This window comes from Paraburkholderia sp. SECH4 (assembly GCF_030511745.1).
GTDB lineage: Bacteria > Pseudomonadota > Gammaproteobacteria > Burkholderiales > Burkholderiaceae > Paraburkholderia > Paraburkholderia madseniana.
The window spans coordinates 1-19,312 of the sequence record NZ_JALOCP010000069.1; the positions used below are offsets into that span (position 1 = coordinate 1).

The window sequence follows — 19,312 nt, forward strand, 5'->3', positions numbered from 1 at the left end:
GGAGCCGCTGAATCAGCGAATAGCGCCCAAAGTGGTTATCAAGTGAACAGTATTGGGTTTAGGACGAAGCGGATAAACGGGGACAAACGGCCGCCGCGCGTGCGCGCCCGGAAAAATCCCCCCGGATCGCGCACACTGAGCCCGCTCAGCCCCCCTCAGTCTGCTCGCTGCCGCCCGCCAGACGGGCTTTCAGCGCCGTTTCGAGCCCGCGGAGCGCGTCCGGCGCGGCGTCGGTGACGGCCCACCAGGTCATCCCCTGCGCGTTCCAGTGCGCAAGCGAGTAACCCTCGCGGGTCTGCGCCATCGAAAGTCCAGCGGCGGCTTCTCGTCCAGCATCGGCGGAGCGCGCTTCCGGAAACACGTAGACGTCGATGATGTGCTTCTGATAGCGGTACACCAGCACCGCCACCCGCTGATGCGCGATGTAATCCAGGCGGCCGCCTTCAAGCGGAAAACCGTTCGCCGCGAGGTCCTCGACCGGCGGCGAATAGTCGATCCGGCCGTTGAACCACGGCTTCACCGTGTGCCGATCAGTCGAAATGACGTCGATGTCGTGGCCGGACATTTGCGCCCGCACATGGCTTTCGACCAGTTCATCGGAAAACCCGCCGCCTTGCGTCGGACGATGCTGGTTCATTGTCACGCCCACCGCCACCGCACCTAGCGCGACCACCAGCGCGACGAGCCAGCCCTGCCCGATCGTTGCGCCTGAGCCTGAGCCTGAGCCTGAGCCTACGCCGCCGCCCGGCCGCCCCATCGCACCTTGCGGACGCAGCCAGCCATTCAGCCAGTTACCCAGCCAGTTTCGCTTCGGCCTCGGCTGTGCAGCGGCCCGCGGAGCTTCTACGGGCTCGTCGACGACGGTGCCGCCCGCCGGGAGGGCAGCAAGAATCCGCGCCCGCAGGGCATCCGGTGCCCGGTAATAAGGCTGTGCGCGCAGCGAAGCGCTCAACGTATGCAGATTTTCGCTTTCGCGCCGACAGGCGTCGCAGCTCTCGATATGCTGCTGGACGCGCTGAGCATCCGGCGCGGGCAATTCATGGTCGGCGTTCGCATCGAGGAGCGGCCGCGCTTCGTTACAGTCCATCTGGCGTCTCCTGAGTTAAGCCGGCAGCGCTCGCGCCGGGGTTGTTGGATGGACGGCCGTTGGAAGCCGCCCGGAGTGGCGTGACAGAAGCCGTGGGTGCCGCGCAGGCACCCGGCGCCGTGGCTCGCGGCGGACTTCCACCGCCCTGCTTCGCCATCAGCAGCGCGGCCAGCTTGCGCCTGCCCCGTGCGAGCCGCGACATCACCGTGCCGATCGGCACATCGGCGACCATCGCGATCTCGCGATAACCCATTTCTTCGAGCTCCCGCAGGATCAGCACCTCCCGATACTCGACCGGCAACTGCGCCAGCGCCTCGTGCACGAGCTTCGTGTCTTCATCGCGGATCAGGAGCGTCTGCGGATCGGCGCCGCCCGCGCTCCAGCCTTCGAAGGTCGCCTCGTCCATGGTGTCGTCGAACTCGACCACCTCGTGCGACGACGCGCGCCGCCGCCATTCCGTGTACCAGGTGCGGCGCACGATCGCCAGCAGCCACGGCCGCGCGGAGTCGCCACGGAACGTGTCGAAGAAACGAAACGCGCGCATGAATGCTTCCTGCACGACGTCGTCGGCATCGTTGGCGTTGCCGCACAGCCAGCGTGCAAGGTTGTACGCGGCGTCGAGATGCGGGAGCGCCAGTTCCTGAAAACGGCGGTTCCTCGCTACATCGGCGTCGTGCGCGCGGGCGGCATTTGAATCGGGTTGACCCACCTCGGCCCTCCGGGGCATTGCGGCTAAGCTGTTGACTCGTCATCCAACATGACCGGCTGCATACCGAGTTTATTCCCGCCTTCGCGTGAAATCCGCGAAAAATTACCTTACCCCCGCACTCAGTAGGTCGGACGACTCCAGTAATCCTCGCTGGCATACACCTCTTTCAGATAGTCGATGAAGTAGCGCACCTTGGCCGGCACGTAACGCTGCTGCGGATAGACCGCCAGAATGTCGTAGTCGGGCAGCGCGAATTCATCCAGCACCGTTTCCAGCTCGCCGCGCGCCAGTTGCTGCTGGATTTCCCACGTGGAGCGCCAGCCGAGACCGAGCCCTTCGGACACCCAGCGATGCAGCAGTTCGCCGTCGTTACAGTCGAGCGTGCCGCCTACCCGCACCGTCGCCAGCTTGCCATTGCGGCGGAAGTACCAGCCGCGGTTCTGCCCGCCTTGCAGGTTGAACGCGAGGCAATTGTGCTGCGGCAGATCTTCGAGCGTTTTCGGCTTGCCGTATTTGCGGAAATATTCCGGTGTGCCGCACACCACGCGCCGGTTCGACGCCAGCTTCACCGCGACGAAATTCGGATCGACCGCGCCGCCGATCCGGATCGACAGGTCGTACCCCTCGCGCACCAGGTCCACGACCCGGTCGGTCAGGTTGAAAGACACCTGCAATTCCGGCTTGTCGGCGAGAAAAGCCGGCGCAAGCGGCGCGACGTGCTTGCGCCCGAAGGCGGCCGGCGCCGACACGATCAGATGGCCGTTCACCGCGCGCCGTCCGGCGCTCAGTTCGTTTTCCGCCTGGTCCCATTCGGTCAGCAAGCCGCGGCAGCGCTCGAGAAACGCCGCGCCGTCTTCGCTCACCACGAGGCGCCGCGTCGAGCGGTACATCAGCTTCACGCCGAGGCGCTTTTCCAGCGCGTCAATACGGCGCCCGAGAATCACCGGCGACACCCCCTCTTCCAGCGCGGCCGCCGCGAGACTGCCCGCGTCGGCGACCCGCACGAAAGTTTCGATTTGTTTGAAGCGGTCCATTTTTTGTCTCCTGTGTCGACCGGAGTTAGCGCTTTAGCTGTCGACCGGAGTTAGCGCTTTAGCGCGCTACTCGGGTCCCATGCAGAGCACTTACTCCGGTCCCATGCAAGCGGGTTGCAACCGCCTTGCGCGCCGCCCCTGCCCCGAGGCTAACGCATTCCATACTTTTTGTTTCGAAATAAGCGACCTCGACTGATCTTATCAAACCTTTAGGTGAAGCCTACAGTTCGATCAACACCTTGTGGTTTGCACATCCGTGAGCGAATTCGTTACCCCACTTATTCGCCAACCCCAGACATTCAGGAGACATTCATGGCCAAAATGAGAGCCGTCGACGCAGCCGTGCTGGTGCTCGAAAAAGAAGGCATCAACACCGCATTCGGCGTTCCGGGCGCTGCAATCAACCCGTTCTACTCGGCCATGCGCAAGGCAGGCAGCATCAGCCACGTGCTGGCGCGTCACGTCGAAGGTGCGTCGCACATGGCCGAAGGCTATACGCGCGCCCAGCCGGGCAATATCGGCGTGTGTATCGGCACCTCGGGCCCTGCCGGCACCGACATGATCACCGGTTTGTACTCGGCTCAGGCTGACTCGATTCCTATTCTGGCTATCACGGGCCAGGCGCCGCGTGCGCGTCTGTACAAGGAAGACTTCCAGGCCGTCGATATCGAATCGATCGCCAAGCCGGTCACCAAGTGGGCCGTCACCGTGCGCGAACCGGCGCTGGTGCCGCGCGTGTTCCAACAGGCCTTCCACCTGATGCGCTCGGGCCGTCCGGGTCCGGTGCTGGTCGACTTGCCGATCGACGTGCAACTCGCGGAAATCGAATTCGACATCGACACGTACGAGCCGCTGCCGGTCTACAAGCCGAAAGCGACCCGCAAACAAATCGAAGCCGCGTTGAAGCTTTTGAATGACGCTGAAAAGCCGTTGATCGTCTCGGGTGGCGGCGTGCTGAACGCAGCCGCTGAAGACCTGCTGGTCGAATTCGCCGAAACCGTCGGCGTGCCGGTGATCCCGACGTTGATGTCGTGGGGCGCGATTCCCGACGACCATCCGCTGATGGCCGGCATGGTCGGCTTGCAAACGTCGCACCGCTACGGCAACGCGACGATGCTCGCCTCCGACTTCGTGCTCGGCATCGGCAACCGCTGGGCGAACCGTCACACGGGCAGCGTCGAGGTTTACACCAAGGGCCGTAAGTTCGTGCATGTGGACATCGAGCCGACGCAGATCGGCCGCGTGTTCGGCCCGGATCTCGGCATCGTGTCGGACGCGAAAGCCGCGCTCGAACTGTTCGTTGAAATAGCGAAGGAATGGAAGGCCGCCGGCAAGCTGAAGGACCGCAGCGCATGGGTCGTCGATTGCCAGCAACGCAAGAAGACGATGCTGCGCAAGACGCACTTCGACAACGTGCCGATGAAGCCGCAGCGCGTGTACGAAGAAATGAACCAGGTGTTCGGCCGCGATACGTGCTACGTGAGCACGATCGGTTTGTCGCAGATCGCCGGCGCGCAATTCCTGCACGTCTACAAGGCGCGCAACTGGATCAACTGCGGCCAGGCAGGCCCGCTCGGCTGGACGATTCCGGCAGCGCTCGGCGTGCGTGCAGCAGACCCGCAACGTCCGATCGTCGCACTCTCGGGCGACTACGACTTCCAGTTCATGATCGAAGAACTGGCAGCCGGTGCGCAATTCAAGCTGCCGTACGTGCACGTGGTGGTAAACAACTCGTACCTTGGCCTGATCCGCCAGGCACAGCGCGCGTTCGATATGGACTTCTGCGTGCAGCTCGGCTTCGAGAACATCAACTCGCCGGAGACGAACGGCTACGGCGTGGACCACGTTGCGGTTGCCGAAGGCCTGGGTTGCAAGGCGATCCGCGTGTTCAAACCGGAAGAACTTAAGCCGGCCCTGCTGAAAGCGCAATCGATGCTCTCCGAGTTCAACGTGCCGGTGATCGTCGAAGTGATCCTCGAACGTGTGACCAACATTTCGATGGGCACCGAAATCGACGCGATCAACGAGTTCGAAGAACTGGCCGAGAAGCGCGAAGACGCGCCGACGGCAATCAGCATGCTCGACTGAGCTTTCCGACTTTGCAGTAGATGAGCGCGATTCAGCCGCGTAGCAATTCAACGCAACTGAATCGCCTCGTGAAGTTATTCCACTGACCGACCAGCGAGACAAAAAGCACCATGCCGAAATTTGCAGCGAATCTCACCATGCTGTTCAACGAAGTCCCGTTCCTCGACCGCTTTACGGCAGCAGCGGACGCGGGCTTCAGCGCCGTCGAATTCCTGTTTCCGTATCCGTATCAGATCGCTGAATTGAGCGAACGTCTGCAGCAGAACCGTTTGAAACTCGTGTTGCACAATCTGCCCGCGGGCAACTGGGAGGCGGGTGAGCGCGGCATCGCGTGCCTGCCGGATCGCGTGGGCGAGTTTCAGGAAGGTGTCGGCCGCGCGATCGAATACGCGAAAGCCCTGAAGGTGCCGCAACTGAACTGCCTCGTCGGCATTCCGACTGCGGGCGTCGATGCGGACAAGGCACGCTCGACGATCGTCGACAATCTGCGCTTCGCCGCCGGCGAACTGAAAAAAGCCGGCATCAAGCTGCTGGTCGAGCCGTGCAATTCGTACGACATCCCCGGCTTCGCGCTGAACCGTTCGGGCGAAGGCCTCGACGTGATTCGCGCGGTGGGGTCGGACAATCTGTTCCTGCAATACGACATCTATCACATGCAACGGATGGAAGGCGAACTCGCGGCAACGATCAAAAAGAATCTGCCGCAGATCGCGCACATCCAGCTCGCCGACAACCCCGGCCGTAACGAACCGGGCACCGGCGAAATCAACTACCCGTTCCTGTTCGACCTGCTCGACTCGCTCGGCTACGAAGGCTACGTCGGTTGCGAATACAAACCGCGCACGACCACCGCCGCCGGCCTCGGCTGGGTGCAGAGCGTGGCCGGGCAAACCCGCGGCGCAGCCCACGCCGCTGCCTGATCGAATCATTGATCGGCTTAGGCATATCACCCCAAACAACACTGGAGATTTAGACACATGGCAAAGATCGGTTTCATCGGCCTCGGCATCATGGGCGCGCACATGGCGCGCAACCTCATCAAGGGCGGTCATTCGCTGTTCGTGAATGGCGCTTATCCGGTGCCGGAAGATCTGAGCAAGACGACCACCGTGGTCGCCAATTCGACCGCAGTCGCACAAGCCGCCGACATCGTCATCATCATGGTGCCGGACACGCCTGACGTCGCCAACGTGCTGTTCGCGGACGACGGCGTCGCTGCCGGCCTCACGCAGGGCAAGCTGGTGATCGACATGAGCTCGATCTCGCCGCTCGACACGCAAGCCTTTGCGAAGAAGATCAACGCCCTCGGCGTCGACTACCTGGATGCACCGGTCTCGGGCGGCGAAGTCGGCGCGCGCGAAGCGTCGCTGACGATCATGGTCGGCGGTCCGGAAAAAGCGTTCGCGCTGGCCAAGCCGCTGTTCGAACTGATGGGCAAGAACATCTCGCTGATCGGCGACAACGGCGCGGGTCAAACCTGCAAGGTCGCGAACCAGATCATCGTCGCGCTGAACATCGAAGCGGTTGCTGAAGCGCTGCTGTTCGCGTCGCGCTCGGGCGCCGATCCGGAACGTGTGCGCAAGGCATTGATGGGCGGCTTCGCTTCGTCGCGCATTCTCGAAGTGCATGGCGAGCGTATGACCAAGCGTAAGTTCGATCCGGGTTTCCGCATCGAATTGCACCAGAAGGATCTGAACCTCGCACTCGACGGCGCACGCAAGCTGGGTATCGCCCTGCCGCATACGGCAAGCGCGCAGCAACTGTTCAGCGTATGCGCAGCGAATGGCGGCAAGGCATGGGATCACTCAGCAATGGTGCGCGCGCTCGAAATCATGGCGAACTACGAAGTCGCGCAAGCGCCGGGTAGCGAAGCCAAGGCAGCTTAAGCAACAACAAGGTTGCAGTGACGGTTGCGATTTCAACGTGACCGTCGTGGCGACCGCAGGTGGGGCGCCCGGTTCGTCGTGCGGCATGCATGGCGGAACGGGCAAATCGTGCCGCTCTGGGCTGAGAGCGGCAAGTGGGGTCCGCAGCGGCACCCGGCGGCGCCGGGGAAGCCTTGGTCGGTCAGACGTCGTCGTCGGGTGTCCGGCTGTCGGATTTCAAATTTATGCGTTTTCCGCCAATCTCTCGCAGCGGCTGCATCATGCACGCCGCCTGCCCGCACCTCTCCTTGCAGGTGTGCTCGCAAGTCTGCTTGCATTTGCTTGCAACTCCGCGCCCGCAGCACGACCTTTTTTGACACATCCCTCCACGCTTTTCTCCTACACTCGTTGAGTCTGGTTGCTGGCGTATCAGCGTTCACGTGTGGCTTGCCGATCATTGCAGCGCATGTGCTCTGTTTCATTCGCCCGATTCGCAACCAGAGTTCAACCCGTGAGCGGAATGTGCTTGCGCCGGTAACCCCTCTGCAAAGGATTCAGCATGAGTATCTTTGGTGACATCGTAAACAAGCTCTTCGGCAAAGCGAAGCCCGACCAGCCTGCGCCTGCGGTTGAGCCGACACCGGATCCGGCAGCGGCACAAGCTGCCGCACCGGACGCTGCACCGGCACCGCCGCCGCTGACTGACGTCGACGTCGCTGTCGTCATGGACCAGTTCGTGAGTGAGAGCGGGCAAACGTTGAACTGGCGCACGTCGATCGTCGACACGCTGAAAGCGCTCGGCGTCGACAGCAGCCTCGAGCATCGCAAGCAACTCGCACAGGAACTGAAGTACAGCGGCGACACGAACGATTCGGCGAGCATGAACATCTGGCTGCACAAACAGGTGATGCAAGCGCTGGCGGCGAACGGCGGGAAGCTGCCTCCGGATCTGGCGGGCTAACTGCTTGCCGGCGTCGCCTGTTTCCGGCGACAGCCATAAACCTTGAGCTGAAACGACAACGCGGCGCTCGGGTCGATGACCTGGCGCCGCGTTGTCATTCAAGCTTCATGTGCGGGACACGGTTCTGACTTTGAACCGGGATGCCCGTGCTCAATCAATCAGTACGTATCGAAAGTCTTCTGCAACGCAACCGGCCCTGTGCCGCCCGCGGCCAATGCCAGCATCAGCAGCACGCGCGCCTTGTACGGATTCAGCGAACCTGCGCTGACGAAACCGAGTGCGTCGTCGGCGGCCGCGCCGTTGCGCATCACATGCCCTGAACCCACGCGCGACGCACGCACCACCACGACGCCTTGCGAAGCGGCATCGGCCAGCGCCTGCTGCACCGAAGCGTGAATCGAGCCGTTACCCGTGCCCGCCACGACGATACCGCGCACACCAGCAGCAACCAACGCATCCACGGCAATGCGCGAGACGCCCGCATAACTCGCGACGATCTCCACGTGCGGCCACTTCGCGCCGATCACGAATTCGGTCGCGAGCGTATGCGGACGGACCACGCCGCGCTGGAATTCGACGCGACCGTCCTGCACCCAGCCGAGCGCGCCAATATCCGGAGACTGGAAGGCATCGACCGCATACGTGCTCGTCTTGATCACGTCGCGTGCGCTGTGAATCTTGTTGTTGAACGCCACCAGCACGCCCTGCCCGCGCGAACCGGCATTCGCCGCGACCGTCACGGCGTTCAGCAGATTCAGCGGACCATCGGCGGACAGCGCCGACGCCGGGCGCATGGCGGCGGTCAGCACGACCGGCTTATCCGACTTGATCGTCAGATGCAGCAGATAGGCGGTTTCTTCGAGCGTATCGGTGCCATGTGTAACCACCACGCCGTCGACGTCATCGTCGGCGAGCAGCGTGTTGATGCGTTGCGCGAGCGTGGTCCACAGCGACATTTCCATGTCTTTACTGTCGACGCTGGCAATCTGCTCGGGCGCGATGCGCGCCACCGTGGACAAGGCCGGCACCTCGGCCAGCAATTGCTCGACGCCGACCACACCGGCCTGATAGCCCGATGTGTTGGTCGCGTCCGCGGCCGCGCCGGCGATCGTGCCGCCGGTCGCCAGCACGGCGATGCGTGGCAGCAGCGGCGTGGCGCCTTCGTCTGAAGGCGTGGTGGAGGAAGAAGTCAAAGTGTTCATGGCGGCGATTGTAAGCGATGCGCCGCGCGCTGCCATGCATGAAAAAACGGATACCCGTTCGTTTCGGAGCTGGATGAGGCCGGCGCTCCGTGCGCCACCAGTTTGCGCAGCGTCTACATCAAGGCCGGCCGCAGCTCGCTTGAAGATCGCACTTTTGGCGCCGCAATGAATTCACGCGGCGCCTTGCGTGCCCTGCGCCGAACCGCGACGATCCGGCGCAACCCTCAAACCGCTTCGCGCAACTGTGCGGCGATTTCCGCTTCATTCAACTGCGGCGCGAACATTTCGATCAGCCGGTACGCATACGCGCGCAGGAACGCACCCTTGCGCAAGCCGACCCGTGTCGTGCTCGCTTCGAACAGATGCTGCGTGTCCAGCGCGACCAGTTCCGTGTCGCGCTTCGGATCGTAGGCCATCGCGGCAACCACGCCAATGCCCATGCCGAGTTCGACGTACGTCTTGATCACGTCGGCATCGATGGCAGTCAACACGACATCAGGCAACGCACCCGCTTTCGCGAACGCCTGGTCGATGTGCGAGCGGCCCGTGAAGTCCTGGTCGTACGTGACGATCGGGAATTCGGCAATCTCGTCGAGCGTCAGATTCTCGCGGCCAACCAGCGGATGCCCCTTCGGCACCACCACGATGTGATGCCACGAATAGCACGGGAACGTGACGATATCGGGAAAGCGGTCGAGCGCTTCCGTCGAAATGCCGATGTCCGCTTCGCCGTTGATGATCATCTGCGCAATCTGTTGCGGGCTGCCCTGGCGCAACGCCAGATGCACCTTCGGGAACACCTCGGTGAATTGCCGAATCACCTTCGGCAGCGCGTAACGCGCCTGCGTGTGAGTCGTCGCCACGACGAGGTGGCCGCTGTCCTGATCGGCATACTGACGCGCGACGCGGCGCAGATTCTCCGCATCGAGCAACATCCGCTCGATCAACTGATGCACCGCCTTGCCCGGCTCGGTGAGGCCCGTCAGACGCTTGCCGCGCCGGATGAAAATATCGACGCCGAGCTCGTCCTCCAGATCCTTGATCTGTTTCGATACGCCCGACTGCGACGTGTACAACACGTTCGCCACCTCAGTCAGATTCATGTTCTGACGCACGGCCTCGCGCACAAAGCGCAATTGCTGAAAGTTCATCTGTATGTCTCCGGTTGAGCCAGAGTTGAGTTATTAGAGTTTGATTGAAACGCCGAGTGGTGTTGCGCTGCCTGTGTTGCTGCTCGTGGCGCCGCCTATTGCGCCGGAAATACGCGCAACGCGCGCGGCACAGCCGTCACGCCGTCGCCGATCGACAGTTGCAGATCGCGCCACGATTCGCGATCGAGTTCAGCCTCGAGCACATTGCCTTCGCGGCCCGCCAGTTCCACACGCACCGAGCCGCCGAGCGTGACCACGCGCCGCACGTCGACCACAATGCCTTCGCGATGGCCGGATGCTTGCGGATACAACTGCAGATCGTGCGGACGTACATAGGCGAACGCCGGCCCCTTGAAGTCAGCCTTGATCGCGACCGGCAACGCCGCGCCGTCGACCACGAAGCCGCTCGCATCCACGTTGCCATGCAGACGGTTCGCCGCGCCGAGAAACTCGTAGACGAACGAGGTTTGCGGATGGTCGTACACGTCCTGCGGACTGCCCACCTGCTCCACATGCCCACGATTCAACACGACAATACGGTCTGCCACTTCAAGCGCTTCTTCCTGATCGTGCGTGACAAAGATCGTCGAGATATGCAGATCGTCATGCAAACGACGCAGCCAGCTACGCAGTTCCTTGCGCACCTTCGCATCAAGCGCGCCAAACGGTTCGTCGAGCAGCAGGACCTTCGGTTCGACAGCGAGCGCACGCGCCAACGCAATCCGCTGGCGCTGACCACCCGACAATTCCGACGGGTAACGTTGCGCGAGCCAGTCGAGTTGCACGAGCTTCAGCAGTTCATGCACCTTCTCGCGAATCACCGCTTCCGAAGGCCGCTCCTTGCGCGGTTTCACACGCAAGCCGAACGCCACGTTCTCGAACACCGTCATATGACGGAACAGCGCGTAATGCTGGAACACGAAGCCGACTTCACGCTCGCGCGCGCCGACCGTCGCCACGTCCTGGCCTTGCAGCACGACCTGGCCGGCATCCGCGTATTCGAGGCCCGCAATCACACGCAGCAAGGTGGTCTTGCCACAACCCGACGGCCCGAGCAGCGCAACCAGCTCGCCCGGCGGAAAATCGAGCGAAACGTTGTCGAGCGCGACGAAATCGCCGAAGCGCTTTTGCAGGTTACGAACGGTGATACCCATTACAGCTCTCCTTGCTTGAGCGCGTGTTGATGCGATGCATGCGTTGCATTGACGGAATGTGAGGCGGATGGCGGCGTGACCGGCCCTGCATACGCCGGCACATCACGCGCGGCCGACAGTTCCGCCGACATATGGCGCTCGGCGAGCAGCTTCAGGCCGAGCGTTACGAGTGCGAGCAAGGCCAGCACCGACGCCACGGCGAACGCCGCCGAGAAGTTGTATTCGTTATAGAGAATTTCGACGTGCAGCGGCATCGTGTCGGTCTGGCCGCGAATGTGGCCGGACACCACCGACACCGCGCCGAACTCACCCATCGCCCGCGCGTTACACAGGATCACGCCGTACAGCAGGCCCCATTTCACGTTCGGCAGCGTGACGCGCCGAAAGATCTGCCAGCCCGATGCGCCGAGTACATGCGCGGCCTCTTCTTCGTCGTTGCCTTGCGCCTGCATCAGCGGAATCAATTCACGCGCGACGAACGGGAATGTGACGAAGATCGTCGCCAGCACGATGCCCGGCACCGCGAAGATGATCTGCACGTTATGGTCCTGCAGCCACGGGCCGAACCAGCCCTGCGCGCCGAACATCAGCACGTAGATCAAACCGGAGATCACCGGCGAGACCGAGAACGGCAGATCGATCAACGTGGTCAGCAATGCCTTGCCACGGAACTCGAACTTGGCGATACACCATGACGCCGCGAGGCCGAACACAAGATTCAGCGGCACAGCGATCGCAGCCGTGATCACGGTGAGCTTGATGGCCGACAACGCATCCGGATCGGCCAGCGATTCCAGATAGAAGCCGATGCCCTTGCTCAAGGCCTGATAGAACACGGCGACGAGCGGCACGACGAGAAACAACGCGAGAAACAGCAACGCGATGCCCGTCAGAATCCAGCGCACGACGGGTGGTTCGGTAACCGGATCGGGCCGGCGTGCAATATTGAGCGGCGCGCGCGGCGCCACGGCAACAGTCGTAGCATCCGCGCTATTCAAGGAGTTGCGGCTCATTGCACACCTCCGCCGACACCGACACCGACACCGATCGCCGCCACACTCGCTGCGGCAGGCGCCGGGCCTGCGCCGCCACGTCCCGTCCGGCGCTGCAGATACCACTGCAGCGTATTGATCAACAACAGCATCAGGAACGACACCACCAGCATTACGACCGCAATCGCGGTGGCGCCGGCGTAATCGTATTGTTCGAGCTTGGTAATGATCAGCAGCGACGTGATTTCCGATTTCATCGGCACGTTACCGGCGATGAAAATCACCGAGCCGTATTCGCCGAGCGCCCGCGCGAACGCCAGCGCGAAACCCGTGAGCAAGGCCGGGAACACCGCAGGCAGCACCACGCGCCGAAACGTCAGCCAACGCGACGCGCCGAGGCACGCAGCCGCCTCTTCCTGTTCGCGCTCGAACTCTTCGAGCACCGGCTGCACGGTTCGTACGACGAACGGCAAACCGATAAAGGTCAGCGCGATCAGCACGCCGGCCGGCGTGAAAGCGATCTTGATGCCGAGCGGTTCGAGAAACTGTCCGATCCAGCCGTTGCCCGCATACACCGCCGCAAGCGATATACCGGCCACAGAGGTCGGCAAAGCAAACGGCAGATCGACCACCGCGTCGACGATACGCTTGAAGGGAAAGGTATAACGCACCAGCACCCACGCAACCAGAAAGCCAAACACCGCGTTGATCAGCGCGCCACCGAGCGCAGAGAAAAACGTCAGGCGATACGACGCGAGCACGCGCGGCGAGCTGACCGCGCGCACGAACTGAGGCCAGTCAAGCGTCGCGGTCTTGAGAAAGGTCGCCGCAAGCGGAATCAGCACCACGAGGCTCAGATAAGCCACCGTGATGCCGAGTGTCAGGCCAAAACCGGGCAAGGCGCTCGGTTTTCGGAAGGTCAACGTCGTCATGCTCAGTACTCTTTCAGGGTTGAGGCCGGCGGCTCTTTTTTCGGCCGCCTGGCTGGCCAAAAAGCGCGCCTCGCCGGCACGCTTTCTGGCGAAGTGTGACTACGCGTTCAACTGCGGCGTCTAACTGCGCATCTCGTCTGGCTGACTACCCGTTACTGCGGCGAGTAGATCGAATCGAACACGCCGCCGTCGGCAAAGTGGGTCTTCTGCGCGTTCGCCCAGCCGCCGAACGAATCGTCCACCGTGTACAACTTCAGCTTCGGAAATTTCGAGGTCAGCTCGGCCGGCACCTTGTTCGAACGCGGACGGTAGAAGTTCTTCGCCGCGATTTCCTGACCTTCCTCGCTGTACAGAAAGTTCAGATACGCTTCCGCCACTTTGCGCGTGCCGTGCTTGTCGACCACCTTGTCCACCACCGCAACCGGCGGTTCAGCCAGAATGCTCACCGACGGCACCACGATTTCAAACTTGTCCGGACCGAACTCCTTCAGCGACAGGAACGCTTCGTTTTCCCACGCAATCAGCACGTCGCCGATACCGCGCTGCACGAAGCTGGTGGTCGCGCCACGCGCGCCCGAATCCAGCACGCCGGCATTCTTATAGAGCTTGCCGACGAACTCCTTCGCCTTCTGGTCGTTGCCACCCGGCTGATGTTCAGCATAGGCCCACGCGGCCAGGTAGTTCCAGCGCGCGCCACCCGAGGTCTTCGGATTCGGCGTGACGATCGACACACCCGGCTTGATCAGATCGTCCCAATCCTTGATGTGCTTCGGGTTGCCCTTGCGCACCAGAAACACGATCGTCGACGTGTACGGCGAGGCGTTGTCCGGCAAACGCTTTTGCCAGCCCTTGTCGAGCAAACCTTTGTTAGCCAGCGCGTCGATGTCATAGGCAAGCGCCAGCGTCACGACGTCCGCCTGCAAACCGTCCAGCACCGAGCGGGCTTGCGCACCCGAGCCGCCGTGCGACTGCTTGAAGGTGATCGTCTCGCCCGTTTTCGCCTTCCATTCCTTGCCGAATGCCTGGTTGACATCCTGGTACAGCTCGCGGGTCGGGTCGTACGACACGTTCAGCAGCGTCATGTCGGCTGCATGTGCCTGCACCGTGACGCCGACCGCGGCGATCGTACCGACTGCGCCGAATGCGAGCGCCGCGATAAGTTTTCTGGTCCTGCCTGCCAGCCCCGTGCCTTGATGGTTCATGCCAACTTTCTCCGCGTTGTGGTCCGCTGAAACAGCGTGTGGTGTTGTTCTACGTCGCGGTCACGTGCACATGAGCGCCAACTCGAAGGGCAGTCTATCGAAGAGCTTTCATCATTAAAAATAATGTTTCTTCATTCTTTAATACGCAAAAGTGGTAATGACGGCCGGATAAGGCGTTGCGACACGAAAACGGGTGTTGAAGCGTCCATTTACGACGCTGGAACGCCACCCCAGGACACGAACTTAAAGTAAAGCTTGAATTGCGCGGAATACTGTATAAAAATACAGGCACCTGTTCATACATACAGTGGCGCCATGACCAAACTCACCGCACGACAGCAGCAGGTTTTCGATCTGATCCGCCGGGCCATCGAACGCACCGGCTTTCCGCCCACCCGCGCGGAGATCGCCGCCGAGCTGGGTTTCAGCTCGGCCAACTCGGCAGAGGAGCATCTGCGCGCCCTCGCCCGCAAGGGCGTGATCGAACTGGCGGCCGGCGCATCGCGCGGCATTCGCCTGCTGGGCGGGTCGGAAGATTCGCCGTACCAGTTCACACTGCCGCACGCCAGCATCATGCAACTGTCGTTGCCGCTGATCGGCCGGGTTGCCGCGGGTAGCCCGATCCTCGCGCAGGAACATATCTCGCAGCACTATGCGTGCGACCCGGCGCTGTTCTCGAGCAAGCCGGACTACCTGCTGAAGGTGCGTGGGCTGTCCATGCGCGACGCGGGCATCTTCGACGGCGACCTGCTCGCGGTGCAGAAGAAAAGCGAAGCTAAAGATGGCCAGATCATCATCGCGCGGCTTGGCGACGATGTGACGGTCAAGCGCCTGAAGCGCCGGCCGAACGGCATCGAGCTGATCGCCGAGAACCCCGATTACGACAACATCTTCGTTGAAACCGGCAGCGCGGAGTTTGCGCTCGAGGGCATCGCCGTCGGGCTGATCCGCCCGGGCGAGTTCTAACTGCCCACGTGTTAGCCAACCCAAAGCTGCCCCAACGTTGAATCGCCTGGAGAGACTCATGGAACGCCTTGCCCGCCTGCTGCCTTTTCGCCAGTTTGGTCGTTTGCGTCATCTGCGCAAGCTGGTGCCGTGTTCGCTGATCGAGGCGTCCTCCGCCAGTACTCCAGCGCTGTTTGATGCACCCGTCGGCGTACCGGGCTTGCCGTCGTCGTTGCCGGCTTTTGCTCGCGTGTCGTTGAACTCGGGGCTGAATACGGCTGAACCCGCGCGCCGCGCGCCGGTGCGCGTGTATCACGGGCCGTCGCGGCTGATCATGGTCGGCACGGTAGACGCGGTGTGCCGCATGATCGATCGTTGCATCGCAGATGAAGCCAACGTGCACGGCGCGGTGTTCGAGTCATAAACCGCACTGCGCGTGCACTGCATCCCATTGCGGCTTTACTACGCGCGACACCCGGCGTACGGTCGTTCACCCGCCCGCGCCTTTTCGGATATCGCATCGCCTGGGATCGTTTTTGCGTGGCCGCGGTCCACGTTAGATCACACCTGATGGAGAGTCCCACTCGATGGCAGTTTCAACACGCACGAAACGCAATGCCGCCCGACCACTGATCGTCACCTTGATTGTGATTGTGGTGATTGCCGCGTTGGGGTTCAGTTACGCGTCGCCTTACATGGCGCTGAATAAGCTCAAACGCGCAGCGGATGCGCGTGATGCGCAAACCGTCAATGAATACGTCGACTTTCCCGCGTTGCGCGAGAGCCTGAAGCAGCAAGTCACCGGCTTGTTGACGCGTCGGCTCGACGTGCAAGGCAACGGCAATCCGTTCGCGGCGATTGGCGCGATGATCGGCGTGGCCTTGATCGGCCCGCTGGTCGACGCTTATGCAACACCCGACGGCGTCGCGGCATTGCTGAACGGCATGCCACCGCGCGGCAACCCGGGCGAGCGCCCTCCTGTTCCGGCTGGCACCGACAATCCGCCGGCCGCAACGGCTCCTGCACAGGAACCAGCGCACCCTGCTACAGGTAACAACGCGAACAGCACCACGCCACCCCAACCGCCGCAAACCACGGCGGGCTATCGCGGCCTTAACGAGTTCGTCGTCAGCTATCAGCATGGCGCTGGTGACGCGCGTTACTCGGCGATTTTGCGGCGCGAAGGTTTGTTCACATGGAAGCTGGCGGCGGTCAATCTGAACGAGTGATCGCCCGGCGCTCGCTATCGACTTGAGCGTATGAGCGAATCACGGTTTGGCCGAAGCGAACGCGGCGACCGTTCGGCCACGTGGCTCATTCAACTCATTCAATCCAGTCCACGCGCTTCGCCCCGCCGTGCATCAGGCCGCCGCCGCTTGCTGCTGCTCCTGCGCGGAAGAGCACGCCACCAGAATGCTGCATGAGACCCGATCGAGCAGCGGGGTATTGCCCGCGCCCATCCACCATCGTGATAGCCCGGTGCGGCAACGATGGCCGACCACCACGAGGTCGACATGCAATTCGTTAGCAAGATTGGCGATCTCGTCGATCGGATGGCCAAACGCAAAATGTCCTTGCGCGGTCACGCCGCGTTCGGTGAGCCAGTCCACCCCTTCCTGCAGGATGTCGCGGGCTGTTTTTTCGAAGCTGCCGCAGGCCACATCAGTCAGCAGGCCCGCGCTTTGCGCAATGCTCGAGCGCATGTCAACCACTGATAGTAGGTGCGTTTCCGCCTTCAGTTCCAACGCCAGGTCGGCGCCGCAACGTAACGCTTTGCGGCCTTCGCGCGAGCCGTCGTAGCACAGCAGGATTTTCTGGTAGCTCGCCATGATTTTTCTCCCATCCGCGAGGAACGCGGTCTGAATGAATCATGGTGCGCCGCAATTCAGGTTGCAAGGGATGGAAAACGCTAAGTGCGCCCTAAACCGGTGCGCGCTGGATTTGTGGCGGGTTTGGGCTGGGTTTGAGTCACCCATGAGCCTTTGCCGCAGCGCAAGAAACGCCGTCCGGCGCATCCAGTGACGATCAACACCTCACTACCGATGCCATAGAATGAGCGGCCTTACCGGCCATTTGCGTCTTTTCGCGGAGCCTCGATCGATCCATGTCTGAAGCCGCCATTGAATTCCACCAGGTTAAAAAAAGCTACGGCGAAAAGACGGTCGTCGACGGACTGTCGTTTCATGTCAACGCCGGCGAATGTTTCGGCCTGCTCGGCCCGAACGGCGCAGGCAAGACCACCACGTTGCGCATGCTGCTCGGCATCGCCGCACCGGATGCCGGCACGATCCGCCTGTGCGGCGAGCCGATTCCCGGCCGCGCGCGCGTGGCCCGGGCGCGTGTCGGCGTCGTGCCTCAGTTCGACAATCTCGATCCCGATTTCACGGTCCGCGAAAACCTGCAGGTGTTCGGCCGCTACTTCGGTCTGAGCGCCGCGCAATGCCGCGAGATGGTGCCGTCGCTGCTCGAATTCGCGCGTCTCGAGAGCAAGGCGGATGCACGTGTGAGCGAACTGTCGGGCGGCATGAAACGGCGCCTTACGCTGGCTCGCGCGCTCGTCAACGACCCCGACGTGCTGATCATGGACGAGCCGACCACCGGCCTCGATCCGCAAGCGCGCCACCTGATCTGGGAACGGCTGCGCTCGCTGCTCGCACGCGGCAAGACCATTCTGCTGACCACGCACTTCATGGAAGAGGCCGAACGGCTGTGCCACCGCCTCTGCGTAATCGAGGAAGGCCGCAAGATCGCCGAAGGCGCGCCGCGTGCATTGATTGCATCGGAGATCGGCTGTGATGTGATCGAAATCTTCGGACCCGATCCGGTTGCGTTGCGCGACGAACTGGCGCCGCTTGTCGAGCGCACCGAGATCAGTGGCGAGACGCTCTTCTGCTATGTGAACGACGCCCAGCCTGTGCATGCCCGGCTCAAGCAGCGCGCCGATCTGCGCTACCTGCATCGCCCGGCGAATCTCGAAGATGTGTTCCTGCGTCTGACCGGGCGCGAGATGCAGGACTGACGCGAATCGACATCGGCTCAGCTCGCAATCCTCTACAGCTATAACGACACGGCAAGAGACACGCAATGGACGCACGCACTTACGAACCGCACGGCGAGACACCGCCGAAGCAGGAAACCTTCGCCGCTTTCCCTGCCAACGCCGTCAACTGGATTGCGGTGTGGCGCCGCGACTATCTGGTCTGGCGGAAGCTCGCAATTGCTTCGATGTTTGGCAATCTTGCTGACCCGATGATCTACCTGTTCGGCCTGGGTTTCGGACTTGGGCTGATGGTCGGGCATGTCGACGGCGTGTCGTATATCGCGTTTCTCGCTGCCGGCACGGTGGCATCGAGCGTGATGATGTCGGCGAGTTTCGAGTCGATGTACTCGGGGTTTTCGCGCATGCACGTACAGCGCACGTGGGAGGCGATCATGCATACGCCGCTCACGCTCGGCGACATCGTGCTTGGCGAGGTGATCTGGGCGGGCAGCAAGTCGATGCTATCGGGCGCGGCGATCATGCTGGTCGCGGGGGGGCTCGGTTACGCGAGTTTTCCGTCGATGTTGCTGGCGTTGCCGGTGATCGTGTTAACAGGGCTCGCGTTCGCGAGTGTCGCGATGGTGGTGACGGCGCTTGCTCCGTCGTATGACTTTTTTATGTTTTATCAGACGTTGGTGTTGACGCCGATGTTGCTGTTGTCTGGGGTGTTCTTTCCTGTTTCACAGTTGCCTGCTGCGGCGCGGGTTGTGACTGAGCTTTTGCCTTTGGCGCATGCTGTCGATCTGATTCGGCCGGCTATGCTTGGGCGGCCTGTTGATGGTGCTGTTTTGCATGTTGCCGTGCTGGTGGCTTATGCGGTGGGTGGGTTTGTTGTTTCGGCGGTTTTGTTTCGGCGCAGGATGATGAAATAAAGATTTAGGCCTGCGGCCGGTTTTTTGCCTGCGCGGCGCTTTTTGTCTGTGTTCTTGGGGCGTTGGCCTTTCCTTGTT

19 protein-coding genes are annotated in these 19,312 nt (G+C 62.1%); 9 read left to right on the forward strand and 10 right to left on the reverse strand.

Annotation, left to right across the window (positions count from 1 at the left end; genetic code table 11):
- Positions 1–145: 145 nt before the first annotated feature.
- From M0D67_RS40430 to M0D67_RS40440, 3 genes are all read right to left on the reverse strand, one after another.
- Positions 146–1,087: an anti-sigma factor gene (locus M0D67_RS40430; RefSeq protein WP_266243177.1), complete on the reverse strand. Its 942-nt coding sequence runs from the start codon at positions 1,085–1,087 to the stop codon at positions 146–148.
- Positions 1,077–1,796: an RNA polymerase sigma factor gene (locus M0D67_RS40435; protein ID WP_233465010.1), complete on the reverse strand. Its 720-nt coding sequence runs from the start codon at positions 1,794–1,796 to the stop codon at positions 1,077–1,079. The genes M0D67_RS40430 and M0D67_RS40435 overlap by 11 nt, the downstream gene beginning before the upstream one ends.
- A 119-nt stretch (positions 1,797–1,915) precedes the next feature.
- Positions 1,916–2,830, reverse strand: coding sequence for a LysR family transcriptional regulator (locus tag M0D67_RS40440; protein WP_154564816.1), 915 nt, complete (start codon positions 2,828–2,830; stop codon positions 1,916–1,918).
- Positions 2,831–3,142: 312 nt separating this feature from the next.
- On the opposite strand from M0D67_RS40440, the gene gcl reads away from it, so the two are divergent.
- The 4 genes from gcl (at position 3,143) to M0D67_RS40460 (ending at position 7,744) form a co-directional block, all read left to right on the forward strand.
- Positions 3,143–4,918 carry a glyoxylate carboligase gene (gene gcl, locus M0D67_RS40445; RefSeq protein ID WP_154564818.1) on the forward strand — a complete coding sequence of 592 codons (1,776 nt, stop codon included), beginning with the start codon at positions 3,143–3,145 and terminating at the stop codon, positions 4,916–4,918.
- Positions 4,919–5,028: 110 nt separating this feature from the next.
- Entirely contained in the window at positions 5,029–5,838 is an 810-nt protein-coding gene (gene hyi, locus M0D67_RS40450) for a hydroxypyruvate isomerase (RefSeq protein WP_266243181.1), read from the forward strand.
- 57 nt (positions 5,839–5,895) lie between these two features.
- Positions 5,896–6,804: a 2-hydroxy-3-oxopropionate reductase gene (locus M0D67_RS40455; RefSeq protein ID WP_054034569.1), complete on the forward strand. Its 909-nt coding sequence runs from the start codon at positions 5,896–5,898 to the stop codon at positions 6,802–6,804.
- Between the two features lie 538 nt (positions 6,805–7,342).
- Entirely contained in the window at positions 7,343–7,744 is a 402-nt protein-coding gene (locus M0D67_RS40460) for a DUF3597 domain-containing protein (protein WP_154564822.1), read from the forward strand.
- A 158-nt stretch (positions 7,745–7,902) separates the two neighbouring features.
- On the opposite strand, the gene M0D67_RS40465 is transcribed toward M0D67_RS40460, so the two are convergent.
- The 6 genes from M0D67_RS40465 to M0D67_RS40490 form a co-directional block, all read right to left on the reverse strand.
- Entirely contained in the window at positions 7,903–8,946 is a 1,044-nt protein-coding gene (locus M0D67_RS40465) for an asparaginase (protein ID WP_266243184.1), read from the reverse strand.
- A gap of 224 nt (positions 8,947–9,170) precedes the next feature.
- Positions 9,171–10,097 carry a CysB family HTH-type transcriptional regulator gene (locus M0D67_RS40470; RefSeq protein ID WP_074284329.1) on the reverse strand — a complete coding sequence of 309 codons (927 nt, stop codon included), beginning with the start codon at positions 10,095–10,097 and terminating at the stop codon, positions 9,171–9,173.
- A 95-nt stretch (positions 10,098–10,192) separates the two neighbouring features.
- Positions 10,193–11,251: a sulfate/molybdate ABC transporter ATP-binding protein gene (locus M0D67_RS40475; RefSeq protein ID WP_154564826.1), complete on the reverse strand. Its 1,059-nt coding sequence runs from the start codon at positions 11,249–11,251 to the stop codon at positions 10,193–10,195.
- Entirely contained in the window at positions 11,251–12,264 is a 1,014-nt protein-coding gene (gene cysW / locus M0D67_RS40480; protein ID WP_266243188.1) for a sulfate ABC transporter permease subunit CysW, read from the reverse strand. Before cysW ends, M0D67_RS40475 begins: the two co-directional genes overlap by 1 nt.
- Complete coding sequence (gene cysT, locus M0D67_RS40485) at positions 12,261–13,175, reverse strand: sulfate ABC transporter permease subunit CysT (protein WP_154564830.1); 915 nt, start codon at positions 13,173–13,175, stop codon at positions 12,261–12,263. The genes cysW and cysT overlap by 4 nt, the downstream gene beginning before the upstream one ends.
- Before the next feature lie 152 nt (positions 13,176–13,327).
- Positions 13,328–14,377, reverse strand: coding sequence for a sulfate ABC transporter substrate-binding protein (locus M0D67_RS40490; protein WP_266243192.1), 1,050 nt, complete (start codon positions 14,375–14,377; stop codon positions 13,328–13,330).
- Positions 14,378–14,692: 315 nt separating this feature from the next.
- On the opposite strand from M0D67_RS40490, the gene lexA reads away from it, so the two are divergent.
- The 3 genes from lexA (at position 14,693) to M0D67_RS40505 (ending at position 16,551) form a co-directional block, all read left to right on the forward strand.
- Positions 14,693–15,343: a transcriptional repressor LexA gene (lexA, locus tag M0D67_RS40495; protein WP_054034573.1), complete on the forward strand. Its 651-nt coding sequence runs from the start codon at positions 14,693–14,695 to the stop codon at positions 15,341–15,343.
- Between the two features lie 58 nt (positions 15,344–15,401).
- Complete coding sequence (locus M0D67_RS40500; protein WP_266243194.1) at positions 15,402–15,746, forward strand: hypothetical protein; 345 nt, start codon at positions 15,402–15,404, stop codon at positions 15,744–15,746.
- 163 nt (positions 15,747–15,909) lie between these two features.
- A complete protein-coding gene (locus tag M0D67_RS40505) occupies positions 15,910–16,551 on the forward strand; it encodes a DUF2939 domain-containing protein (RefSeq protein ID WP_266243196.1) in 642 nt (213 codons plus the stop codon).
- A gap of 132 nt (positions 16,552–16,683) precedes the next feature.
- Here the strand turns inward: M0D67_RS40505 and M0D67_RS40510 are convergent, their stop codons facing one another.
- Complete coding sequence (locus M0D67_RS40510; protein ID WP_266243198.1) at positions 16,684–17,151, reverse strand: universal stress protein; 468 nt, start codon at positions 17,149–17,151, stop codon at positions 16,684–16,686.
- Positions 17,152–17,426: 275 nt separating this feature from the next.
- Between M0D67_RS40510 and nodI the strand changes: the two genes are divergently transcribed.
- On the forward strand, positions 17,427–18,341 hold the full coding sequence (gene nodI, locus M0D67_RS40515; protein ID WP_154564838.1) for a nodulation factor ABC transporter ATP-binding protein NodI: 915 nt from the start codon (positions 17,427–17,429) through the stop codon (positions 18,339–18,341).
- Between the two features lie 65 nt (positions 18,342–18,406).
- The gene (locus M0D67_RS40520; protein WP_266243201.1) at positions 18,407–19,234 is read left to right on the forward strand and encodes an ABC transporter permease; all 828 of its coding nucleotides are present in this window, start codon (positions 18,407–18,409) and stop codon (positions 19,232–19,234) included.
- Positions 19,235–19,312 lie beyond the last annotated feature (78 nt).

Excerpts from the sequence above, each read along its gene's own strand:
- M0D67_RS40430 (WP_266243177.1), bottom strand. The coding sequence starts at position 1,087 with ATGGACTGTAACGAAGCGCGGCCGCTCCTCGATGCGAACGCCGACCAT.
- M0D67_RS40440 (WP_154564816.1), bottom strand. The coding sequence starts at position 2,830 with ATGGACCGCTTCAAACAAATCGAAACTTTCGTGCGGGTCGCCGACGCG.
- gcl (WP_154564818.1), top strand. The coding sequence starts at position 3,143 with ATGGCCAAAATGAGAGCCGTCGACGCAGCCGTGCTGGTGCTCGAAAAA.
- hyi (WP_266243181.1), top strand. The coding sequence starts at position 5,029 with ATGCCGAAATTTGCAGCGAATCTCACCATGCTGTTCAACGAAGTCCCG.
- M0D67_RS40455 (WP_054034569.1), top strand. The coding sequence starts at position 5,896 with ATGGCAAAGATCGGTTTCATCGGCCTCGGCATCATGGGCGCGCACATG.
- M0D67_RS40460 (WP_154564822.1), top strand. The coding sequence starts at position 7,343 with ATGAGTATCTTTGGTGACATCGTAAACAAGCTCTTCGGCAAAGCGAAG.
- M0D67_RS40465 (WP_266243184.1), bottom strand. The coding sequence starts at position 8,946 with ATGAACACTTTGACTTCTTCCTCCACCACGCCTTCAGACGAAGGCGCC.
- M0D67_RS40470 (WP_074284329.1), bottom strand. The coding sequence starts at position 10,097 with ATGAACTTTCAGCAATTGCGCTTTGTGCGCGAGGCCGTGCGTCAGAAC.
- M0D67_RS40475 (WP_154564826.1), bottom strand. The coding sequence starts at position 11,251 with ATGGGTATCACCGTTCGTAACCTGCAAAAGCGCTTCGGCGATTTCGTC.
- cysW (WP_266243188.1), bottom strand. The coding sequence starts at position 12,264 with ATGAGCCGCAACTCCTTGAATAGCGCGGATGCTACGACTGTTGCCGTG.
- cysT (WP_154564830.1), bottom strand. The coding sequence starts at position 13,175 with ATGACGACGTTGACCTTCCGAAAACCGAGCGCCTTGCCCGGTTTTGGC.
- M0D67_RS40490 (WP_266243192.1), bottom strand. The coding sequence starts at position 14,377 with ATGAACCATCAAGGCACGGGGCTGGCAGGCAGGACCAGAAAACTTATC.
- lexA (WP_054034573.1), top strand. The coding sequence starts at position 14,693 with ATGACCAAACTCACCGCACGACAGCAGCAGGTTTTCGATCTGATCCGC.
- M0D67_RS40500 (WP_266243194.1), top strand. The coding sequence starts at position 15,402 with ATGGAACGCCTTGCCCGCCTGCTGCCTTTTCGCCAGTTTGGTCGTTTG.
- M0D67_RS40505 (WP_266243196.1), top strand. The coding sequence starts at position 15,910 with ATGGCAGTTTCAACACGCACGAAACGCAATGCCGCCCGACCACTGATC.
- M0D67_RS40510 (WP_266243198.1), bottom strand. The coding sequence starts at position 17,151 with ATGGCGAGCTACCAGAAAATCCTGCTGTGCTACGACGGCTCGCGCGAA.
- nodI (WP_154564838.1), top strand. The coding sequence starts at position 17,427 with ATGTCTGAAGCCGCCATTGAATTCCACCAGGTTAAAAAAAGCTACGGC.
- M0D67_RS40520 (WP_266243201.1), top strand. The coding sequence starts at position 18,407 with ATGGACGCACGCACTTACGAACCGCACGGCGAGACACCGCCGAAGCAG.